Source organism: Oleiphilus sp. HI0061 (assembly GCF_001635675.1).
Map to the genome: position 1 here is coordinate 1 of NZ_LWFE01000493.1, position 532 is coordinate 532.

The 532-nt window shown below is 43.2% G+C and carries 1 protein-coding gene; it reads right to left on the minus strand.

Going from position 1 to position 532, the window contains the following annotated elements; translation table 11 throughout:
• Positions 1 to 165 precede the first annotated feature (165 nt).
• Positions 166 to 532 (minus strand): TonB-dependent receptor (locus A3735_RS06590; protein ID WP_156499465.1); only part of this gene is annotated, 367 nt, incomplete at its 5' end.

Sequence of the window (532 nt, forward strand, 5' to 3'; positions counted from 1 at the left end):
TCATGTCGGTGCCATTTATACCCGTCGTGGCGGGTGCTTTGAAGAATAAATCGCTAATAGTCCCAGGTTTCGCCGCTGCAATTCTTGGCTATATCCTGGGTAACTATTTAGGGATTACGCTCGCCTACTTGATACGCTGGTTGAGCTCTTAAAGTAAATCGTTGCCTACCAACTCCAGGACAGTCCAATATCAACTGATAAGCCAGAATCCGCTAGGCCGTTTTCAACGTTATATAGTGATGCGACGGTATTTTTCTGATCAAAAATATTATTCACGTTTATATACATAGCACGTTCGCCTTCGCCTGATTTAGAGTCGAAGTGTTTAAGAAGGCTGAGGTCAGTACGAAAATAATCATCTGCATCCTCTGGCGCAATTTGCGTCACCTCTAGCGTTGTCGGGTTTGTCGAGGTTATATAGTCACCCTCACTATAGTTGAGCATTGCTCTTTGTTTGATTGATAGCTCGATATTGCTATCAGCAAGTAGGTAGTTACCCTGAAGTGTAAAAATCCACTGTGGGAAAGCTAAA